Here is an 8,767-nt window from a genome sequence, read left to right as displayed (position 1 = left end):
CACTAGCTCCACCCGCCGCCCACCGGGCTCCCGCCACCCCAACCGGCGCTTCCGCCCTTGATCATGAAGTTGGCGGCGTTCTCGATCTCTGGCGTTGGCGTCATGGCCCGGCAGGCGGCCGACCTGGCGACCATCGCCGAGCGGGAGCACGTGCAGGTGCGGGTCGCTGAGGCCCCCCGGCACACCGGCCTGGCCGGCCCCCTCGCGCTGGCCCGACTGCCGGACGGAACCGAGGTGGCCTTTCTGGACAATCAGCTCCGTGGCGAGCTGGTGACCGAGCCTGCTGACATTGCTAGCCTGGGCGCGAGGTGGCAGAGCGTGGCCGGCGAGGCGCTGCCGTCCCGCCCGTCGATCGCCCTGATCCGGGAAGCGGTGAAGAGATGGACCTGACCGACGCCCGCTGGCGCACCGCCACCCGCAGCAGCAGCAGCAACAACGGTGGCGACTGCGCCGAGGTGGCCGACAACCTTCCCGGCCGCGTCCTGGTGCCCGACAGCAAGGACCGTGCCGGCGGCACGCTCAGCTTCACCCCGGCCGCCTGGCGCGCGTTCCTGGTTACGGCCAAGGGCCACTGACCAGACCGTGCCCGGCGGTAAGGCCGCCGCCGGCACAGCTGGAGAACGGCAGGACTGCAAAGCGGCAGGGCTACAGGACGTTCACCCACAGAAGAACCAGCCCGAAGGCCGTGCCAAACGTGACGATGGCCGCCCTGAGTGGTTTGTCGGGAAGCCTGCGGAGCAGTCGGGCGCCGCCGTAGCCACCGATGACGGTTGCCGGAAACAAGATCGTCGCGCTGGTCCAGTGGATGGTGCCGAAAAGCACATAGAGAGCGACGGATATCGACGCGATGACCGCCGACAGCAGGTTCTTCAGGGCGACCGTTCTGGTGAGCGGTTCGTGCTGGAAGAACGCCAGGATGGCGACGAGGACGATGCCGAATCCGGCACCGATGTACCCAGCGTAGACGCTGCCCACGGCAACGAGCGCCTGAAGGATCGCTGGGTGGTGCCGTCGGTGGCGGACGGCGGAGTGAGTGACCATTTCCTTCAGGGTGTTCTGCAGGCCAAGGATGAATGAGGCGGCGAGGATCAGGAACGGCACGATCACGTCGAAGACCTGACTAGGCGTCAGGAGCAGCAGTATCGACCCGACGGCGCCACCGAGGACGGCTGCCGGCAGGAGGCGGAGGACAGCTCTGCGATCCGGTAGGTCCCGGAAGCCTCCCGCGACGCTTGCCACGTTTCCGGGAAACACCGCGACGGTGCTGGTCATCTTGGCGGTGAGGGGCGGTATGCCGACACCGAGCAGCGCGGAGAAACCGATCAGAGAGCCGCCGCCGGCGACCGCGTTGAAAGCGCCCGTGAGGAGACCGGCGACAAAGAGGAACGTTACCTGCAGAGGATCCATCGAGTCTCACGCTAGTGGGTTGTCCACCGGACCAGCCGCCATCTCGAAGGCAGACGCGGCGAGGAAACCGGCCCCCGCGAACCTCACTCTTTCAGGGTGAGGCAGGGCTGCGGGTCGGGTGGCAGGGTGGCTCTGAGGAGGGGTGACGATGGCTGACGCGACCCAGGAGTTCTTCCGCAGCCTCGCCCGCCGGGGGCACGATCGCCGGCTGACGGCGATCCACCAGGGCAGCGTTCGGTTCGACATCAGCCGGAACGGTCAGGTCGATCACTGGTTGGTTTCCATCGCCAAGGGTGACATCACGGTCTCGGAGCAGGAGACGGGTGGGGATGCCGTGGTCCGGGCCGATCGGGCGGTGTTCGACCGGATCGCCTGCGGAGAGGCGTACTTCCTGACCAGCGTGTTGCGTGGTGAGGCGACCGTGGAGGGTAGCCCGCGAATCTTCGCCACCGTTCGGAGGCTGTTTCCGCCGCCCCCCGCCTCGCTGCGACGCGGGAGCCGGGGGGACGACCATGACTGAGAACCAGGTCGGCATCCTGGACGGAACCACCTTCATGGTCTGCGACCGGACAGGGGACATCGTCCCGTCATCGGACACCGCGCACGGCCTCTTCGCTCATGACACCCGCCTGCTGTCGAAATGGGAGCTGCGAATCAACGGGGAGCGGCTGAGCACCCTGTCCATCGACGACGTCCACTACTTCGAGAACCGGTTCTACCTGGTCCCCGGCGGCCAGGACGTCTACGTCAACAGCACGCTGGCCGTGCAGCGGATACACAATCTGCAAACCGGCCTGCACGAGGATCTCATCATCACCAACAACGACCGGCAACCGGTCGACCTGACCGTCAGAGTCGAGGTGGACGCAGACTTCGCCGACATCTTCGAGGTCAAGGATGCCGTGGTGCGGAAGAAGGGTCGGCACTATCGACGGGTTGACGACGGGCGACTGGTGCTGGGCTACCAGCGGGAGCGCTTCCGGCGGGAGACGATCGTCTCCGCGTCCGTGCCGGCGGTGGTGGACGAGGACGGCCTGACCCTCGAAGTCCACATCGATCCACACAGCCGATGGTCTGCCCACCTCAGCGCCCTGCCGGATCTCCCCCTCCCGCAAGGGCTTGATCGGCTGACGATTCCCGGCCGGGCGAACCGGACCGGAAGGGACAAGCACCGCGACCTCCTGGAGTGGTTGGACCAGGCGCCGCGGCTGGAGTGCGACTGGGAGCCGTTGCGCATCACGTACCGGCAGAGCCTCATCGACCTGGCCGCGCTGCGGTTCAGCCCGTTCCTCGCCAGGGACAAGAGCGTGCCCGCAGCCGGGCTGCCCTGGTTCATGAGCCTGTTCGGTCGCGACAGCATCCTCACCAGTTTCCAGGCGTTGCCGTTCGCACCCGAGCTCGCCGCCACCACGCTGCGGGTGCTCGCGTTCCGGCAGGGCAGCCGGGTCGACGACTTCCGGGAGGAGGAACCGGGCCGGATTCTGCACGAGATGCGGTACGGCGAGATGACCGTCTTCGAGGACACGCCGCACAGCCCCTACTTCGGCAGCGCGGATGCCACTCCGCTGTTCCTCGTGCTGCTCGACGAGTACGAGCGGTGGACCGGCAACGCCGACCTGGTCCGCACGGTCGAGCAGGAAGCCCGGTCCGCGATCGACTGGATCGACGGCTACGCGGACGTGACCGGCACCGGCTACATCTCCTACCAGCGGCGCAACACCAGAAACGGCCTGGAGAACCAGTGCTGGAAGGACTCCTGGGACGCCATCTCCTTCCGCGACGGCCGCCTGCCGAGCTTCCCGCGCGCGACCTGCGAACTGCAGGGGTATGCGTACGACGCGAAGGTGCGCACTGCCAGGCTGGCCCGTACCTTCTGGGACGACCCGGAGTACGCCGACCGGCTGGAGCGGGAGGCCGCCGATCTCAAGCAACGCTTCAACCGTGACTTCTGGATCGCCGACGGCGAGTACATCGCACTTGCCCTCGACGGCGACGGCCGCCAGGTGGACGCACTGTCGTCGAACATGGGCCACCTGCTGTGGAGTGGCATCCTGGAGGAGCCCAAGGCCGAGGCCGTGGTGCGGCACCTGATGTCACCCGCCCTCTTCAGCGGCTGGGGTATCCGCACGTTGGCCGAGGGCGAGGCCCGTTACAACCCCATCGGATACCACGTGGGAACCGTGTGGCCCTTCGACAACTCGTTCATCGCGTGGGGGATGCGGAATTACGGCTTCGCCGACGAGGCGGCTCAGGTCACGGCCGGAATCCTGGACGCGGCGGCCTTCTACGACGGCCGACTGCCGGAGGCGTTCGCCGGAAGCCCTCGCACCGAAACCAGATACCCCGTCAACTACCCGACCGCGTGTAGCCCTCAGGCGTGGTCGGCGGGTGCGTCGCTGCTCCTGCTACGCACGATGCTCGGACTGCGGCCGGTCGGTGACGACCTCGTGACCAGGCCCGCGCTTCCTCCCAACCTCGACTTTGTGGGGCTTCTCGACATTCCTGGCCGGTGGGGGCGTCTCGACGCCTACGGTAGAGGGCGGGCCGCGATCGATGGACAAGGGCTCCATCCGGCACCGCCGCAGCTCTCCGCCCCGCGACGGGAGGGACGATGATGCCCGATATCGAGATGGACCCGACGCGCGTCGCCGTCATCGGCGTGCACTGGCAACACGACGTCGTCAGCCCCGATGGGCTGTTCGGCCCCTACTTCGCCGACCAGGTCGCCCGGCACCGCGTCGCGTCGTACGCGGCGCGGCTGATGGCTGCCGTCCGGTCCAGCGGCGGGCTCGTCGTCCACAGCCGCATCGCATTCCGACCCGGCTATCCGGATCTCATTGCCAACACCCCGGCCTTCGCAACGATCGGGGAGCAGCGGGGCTTCCTCGACGGAGACCCAAAGACCGAGATCATCGACGAGGTCGCGCCGCAGGTGGGCGACATCGTCTTCACCCACGCTCGGCTCACCGCCTTCTTCGGTACCGAACTGGACGTGATCCTGCGCGCCCGGGGCGTCAAGACCGTCCTGCTCACCGGCGTCGCCACCAATCTCTCCGTCGCCGGCACCGCCTTCGAGGCGGTCAACCACGGGTACCGCATGGTGGTCGTCTCCGACGCCTGCGCCGCGGCGACCGACGAGATGCACCGGGTGACCCTGGAAGGGATAGGTCTGCTCGGCCAGGTGGTCACCACCGACGACGTCGTGCGCGGTCTGACGGGCTGACTCCCCTCGCCGGTGCTGGAGCCGCCCACCGCCACGGTCCGCACCGCCGTAGCGCAGCCGCTGTACCCGCTGGCGTGCCCCATGCCAAGATCAGTCGTCCTTGGCAGATCACCTCCCGTTGGCGCGCAGCCCTCCGCCGCCGACGGACGACCCCCGGGAGTCGCCGCATGCGCGTCCCCTCGCAACCGCTGCGCCGGCGTGGACTGCTCACCGGCGCGGCCGCCCTGCTCGCCGCGGGCGGCACCCTCGCCGGCTGCGGCACCAGGGCGGCGACCCAGACCGAGACGGGCTGCCGCAGCGAGGACCGCTCCACGGCGGAGCAGAAGCTCACCTTCTCGAACTGGCCTCAGTACCTGGACGTCGACGAGTCCGACCCGGCGAAGCGGCCGACCCTCGACGCGTTCGTCGCCCGGACCGGCATCCAGGTCACCTACACCGAGGACATCAACGACAACAACGAGTTCCTCGGCAAGGTGCAGCAGCAGCTCGCCAGTTGTCGGAGCATCGACCGGGACATCATCGTCCTCAGCGACTGGATGGCCGCCCGGATGATCCGGCTCGGCTGGATCCAGCAACTCGACCCGGCGAGAATCCCCAACGTGACGGCGAACCTGCTGCCGTCGCTGCGCGACCGCTCCTTCGACCCGCAGAACCGGCTCGCCGTCCCGTGGCAGGCGGGCCTCGCCGGCCTCGCCTACAACGGCAGCGTCACCAGGGAGATCCGCACCGTCGACGAGCTGCTCACCCGACCCGACCTCAAGGGCCGGGTGACCGCACTGAGCGAGATGCGCGACACCATGGGCCTGCTGCTGCAGTCCAACGGCCACGATCCGGCGAACTTCACCCCCGCCCAGTTCGACGACGCGCTCGCCAAGCTCAAGAAGGCCGTCGACTCCGGTCAGATCCGCCGGTTCACCGGCAACGACTACACCCCCGAGCTGGCCCGGGGGGACATCGCCGCCTGCGTGGCCTGGTCCGGCGACGTCATCCAGCTCTCGGCGGAGAACGAGAAGATCCGGTTCGTCTCGCCCGAGTCGGGCCTGTTGCTCTACAGCGACGACACGCTGGTGCCGAATCGGGCCACCCACAAGGGCCACGCCGAAACGTTGATCAACTACTACTACGAGCCCGCGGTCGCGGCCCGGCTCGCCGCGTACGTCAACTACATCTGTCCGGTCCGCGGGGCGCAGGCCGAGATGGAGAAGATCGATCCGGAGCTGGCCACCAACCCACTGATCTTCCCCGGCGAGGACCTGCTGCGGAAGGCCACCGTCTTCATGGCCCTCGACGAGCGGCAGGAGAGGGCGTACGAGTCCCGGTTCCAACAGGTCATCGGAGCGTGACCGGGATGCGGCAGGAGTCACCGGCCGGCGACTTGCGGCTGGCCAACCTCACCAAGCGGTTCGGTGCCCTCACCGCCGTCGACGACGTTGACCTGACCGTCCCCCAGGGTTCCTTCTTCGCCCTGCTCGGGCCGTCCGGCTGCGGTAAGACCACCACCCTGCGCATGGTCGCCGGCCTGGAGGAGCCAACCAGCGGGCAGGTGCTGCTCGGCGACCGCGACATCACCCGGCTGCGGCCGTACCAGCGGCCGGTGAACACCGTGTTCCAGAGCTACGCACTCTTCCCGCACCTGGACGTCGCCGAGAACGTGGCCTTCGGGCTGCGCCGGCGCGGCATCCGCACGGTCGACGAGCAGGTCCGGCGGATGCTGTCGCTGGTGCGACTCGACGGCCACGACCGGCGCCGGCCCGCCCAGCTCTCCGGCGGGCAGCAGCAGCGGGTCGCGCTGGCCAGAGCGTTGGTCAACCACCCGCAGGTGCTGCTGCTGGACGAGCCGCTCGGCGCGCTCGACCTGACGCTGCGCCGACGGATGCAGCTCGAGCTGAAACGGATCCAGACCGAGGTCGGCATCACCTTCGTGCACGTCACCCACGACCAGGAGGAGGCCATGACCATGGCCGACACGGTCGCGGTGATGAACGCCGGCCGGATCGAGCAGCTCGGCGCTCCGGCCGACAGCTACGAGTTCCCGGCCACCGCCTTCGTGGCGACCTTCCTCGGCCGATCCAACCTGCTCGCCGCCGAGGCCGCGGGCCGCGTCGGCGCGGACGTGCCGGTCACCGCCCACGGCGCGCGGTTCTCCCTGCCCGCCGACCGCGCCCGGTCCGACCGGGGCGCGGTCTACCTCGGGGTACGCCCGGAGAAGCTGCATCTGGCCGGCTCCGCCGACCAGGTGCCCCACGGACACCAGCACCTCGACGGTGTGGTCACCGACGCCTCCAACGTCGGGGTGAGCACCCAGTACCTGATCCGCACCGGCTGGGGCGGCGAACTGGCCGCGTTCGCGGCGAACAACGGGCTTGGCCGACGGTTTCCGGTCGGTGCGTCGGTGCTGGCGCACTGGGATCCCCGGCACGCGTTCCTGCTGCCCCGCGAACCCGGCGCGGCGGACCGCAGCGCCGGGCTGCGCGACGAGCCGACGCCCGTGTCGTCGTGAGCCCGGTGACCACGTCGGCCCGCCGTCGGCTGCTGCCGTACCTGCTCGTGCTGCCCGGGGCGGCCTGGTTGGGCGTCTTCTTCGTCGTGCCACTGTTGCAGCTGGGGGCGGCCAGCCTCTACGACCCCACCGGCTCGCTCTCCACCGGGTACGCGTTGACCTGGGCGTTCGGTAACTACCCGGCGGTGTTGCAGGCGTACTGGCCGCAGCTGGCCCGCTCCTTCGGTTACGCCGCAGCGGCGTTGGCGCTGGCGCTGCTGCTGGGCTACCCGCTGGCGTACGCGATCGCGCGCAAGGCCGGCCGGTGGAAGAACCTGCTGTTGGTCTGCGTGGTCGCCCCGATGTTCACCAGCTTCCTGGTGCGCACCCTGGCCTGGAAGACCATTCTGTCCGACCATGGCTGGCTGGTCGGGCTGCTGCGCGACGTGCACCTGCTGGGCCCGAACGGCCGGCTGCTGGCGACCCCGGTCGCGGTGGTGCTCGGCCTGACGTACAACTTCCTGCCGTTGCTGGTGCTGCCGTTGTACGCCAGTCTGGAGCGGCTGGACCACCGGCTGCTGGAGGCGGCCGGCGACCTGTACGCCAGTGGTGTGCAGACGTTCCGACGGGTCACCCTGCCGCTGTCGATGCCCGGCCTGATCGCCGGCACGCTGCTGTTCTTCATCCCCGCCACCGGCGACTACATCAACGCGGAACTGCTCGGCAGCCCGAACGAGTACATGGTCGGCAACGTCATCGACTCGGCCTTCCTGGTCCGGTTGGACTACCCGCAGGGGGCGGCGCTGTCGTTCCTGCTGATGGCGGCGATCCTCGCGGTGGTTGTCGGCTACCTGCGACGGGCCGGCACCGACGAGGTGTGGCGATGACCCGCCTCGGGAGGTGGCTGGCCGACCGTTGGACGATGCTCGTGGCCCTGCTGGTGCTCGGCTACCTCGCGCTGCCGGTCGCGGTGGTCGCCGGCCTGTCGTTCAACCGCCCGTCGAGCCGGCTGTCGTACGACTTCCACGAGTTCACCCTGGACAACTGGCGTCGCCCCTGCGCCACCCCGGGCATGTGCGAGGCGGTGCTGCGCAGCGTGCAGATCGGCGTCGTTGCCACCGTGGTCGCCACGGTGCTCGGCACGCTGATGGCGTTCGCCCTGGTCCGGCAGCGCTTCCGCGGTCGTTCCGCGATGAACCTGCTGATCTTCCTGCCGATGGCCACGCCGGAACTGGTGCTGGGTACCTCGCTGCTCGCCCTGTTCGTCTCCGCCGGCGTGCCGCAGGGGTTCTGGACGGTCGTCGTCGCGCATGTCATGTTCTGCGTGTCGTTCGTGGTCGTCACCGTCAAGGCGCGGCTCGCCGGGATGGACCGGCGGCTGGAGGAGGCCGCGATGGACCTCTACGCCAGCGAGTGGCACACGTTCCGGCTGGTGACCCTGCCGCTGGTGTGGCCCGGCATCGTCGCCGCCGCGCTGCTGGCCTTCTCGTTGAGTTTCGACGATTTCATCGTCACGAACTTCAACGCCGGCACCACCGTGACCTTCCCGATGTATGTCTGGGGTGCCGCCCAGCGCGGCATTCCGCCGCAGGTCAACGTCATCGGCACGGCCATGTTCGGAGCAGCGCTCCTGCTGGTTGCCGCCACCGCCCTACGCC

Annotated in this window: 10 protein-coding genes; 9 read left to right on the top strand and 1 reads right to left on the bottom strand. The window is 69.0% G+C overall.

The window, feature by feature from the left end:
• Nucleotides 1-102: 102 nt before the first annotated feature.
• Both E1166_RS27115 and E1166_RS27110 read left to right on the top strand, forming a co-directional pair.
• Complete coding sequence (locus tag E1166_RS27115) at nucleotides 103-390, top strand: Scr1 family TA system antitoxin-like transcriptional regulator (RefSeq protein WP_207914564.1); 288 nt, start codon at nucleotides 103-105, stop codon at nucleotides 388-390.
• Nucleotides 381-575 carry a DUF397 domain-containing protein gene (locus tag E1166_RS27110; RefSeq protein WP_132342754.1) on the top strand — a complete coding sequence of 65 codons (195 nt, stop codon included), beginning with the start codon at nucleotides 381-383 and terminating at the stop codon, nucleotides 573-575. Before E1166_RS27115 ends, E1166_RS27110 begins: the two co-directional genes overlap by 10 nt.
• 70 nt (nucleotides 576-645) lie before the next feature.
• Here the strand turns inward: E1166_RS27110 and E1166_RS27105 are convergent, their stop codons facing one another.
• On the bottom strand, nucleotides 646-1,407 hold the full coding sequence (locus tag E1166_RS27105; RefSeq protein ID WP_132342753.1) for a sulfite exporter TauE/SafE family protein: 762 nt from the start codon (nucleotides 1,405-1,407) through the stop codon (nucleotides 646-648).
• A 148-nt stretch (nucleotides 1,408-1,555) separates the two neighbouring features.
• On the opposite strand from E1166_RS27105, the gene E1166_RS27100 reads away from it, so the two are divergent.
• The 7 genes from E1166_RS27100 to E1166_RS27070 all read left to right on the top strand — a co-directional run.
• The gene (locus E1166_RS27100; protein ID WP_132342752.1) at nucleotides 1,556-1,927 is read left to right on the top strand and encodes an SCP2 sterol-binding domain-containing protein; all 372 of its coding nucleotides are present in this window, start codon (nucleotides 1,556-1,558) and stop codon (nucleotides 1,925-1,927) included.
• Nucleotides 1,920-4,022: a glycogen debranching N-terminal domain-containing protein gene (locus E1166_RS27095; protein WP_132342751.1), complete on the top strand. Its 2,103-nt coding sequence runs from the start codon at nucleotides 1,920-1,922 to the stop codon at nucleotides 4,020-4,022. Before E1166_RS27100 ends, E1166_RS27095 begins: the two co-directional genes overlap by 8 nt.
• Entirely contained in the window at nucleotides 4,019-4,630 is a 612-nt protein-coding gene (locus E1166_RS27090; protein WP_132342750.1) for a cysteine hydrolase, read from the top strand. The genes E1166_RS27095 and E1166_RS27090 overlap by 4 nt, the downstream gene beginning before the upstream one ends.
• Before the next feature lie 167 nt (nucleotides 4,631-4,797).
• Nucleotides 4,798-5,973, top strand: a complete 1,176-nt coding sequence (locus E1166_RS27085; RefSeq protein WP_132342749.1) for a spermidine/putrescine ABC transporter substrate-binding protein — start codon at nucleotides 4,798-4,800, stop codon at nucleotides 5,971-5,973.
• A gap of 5 nt (nucleotides 5,974-5,978) precedes the next feature.
• Nucleotides 5,979-7,130, top strand: a complete 1,152-nt coding sequence (locus E1166_RS27080) for an ABC transporter ATP-binding protein (protein ID WP_132342748.1) — start codon at nucleotides 5,979-5,981, stop codon at nucleotides 7,128-7,130.
• Between the two features lie 5 nt (nucleotides 7,131-7,135).
• Nucleotides 7,136-7,996, top strand: coding sequence for an ABC transporter permease (locus E1166_RS27075; protein ID WP_243710537.1), 861 nt, complete (start codon nucleotides 7,136-7,138; stop codon nucleotides 7,994-7,996).
• A partial coding sequence (locus tag E1166_RS27070) for an ABC transporter permease (protein WP_132342746.1) occupies nucleotides 7,993-8,767 on the top strand: 775 nt, incomplete at its 3' end. The genes E1166_RS27075 and E1166_RS27070, both read left to right, overlap by 4 nt.

Source organism: Micromonospora sp. KC213, assembly GCF_004348325.1.
GTDB lineage: Bacteria > Actinomycetota > Actinomycetes > Mycobacteriales > Micromonosporaceae > Micromonospora.
The sequence above is the reverse complement of the archived record's forward strand: the minus strand, read 5'-3'. Positions and strand labels throughout refer to the sequence as shown.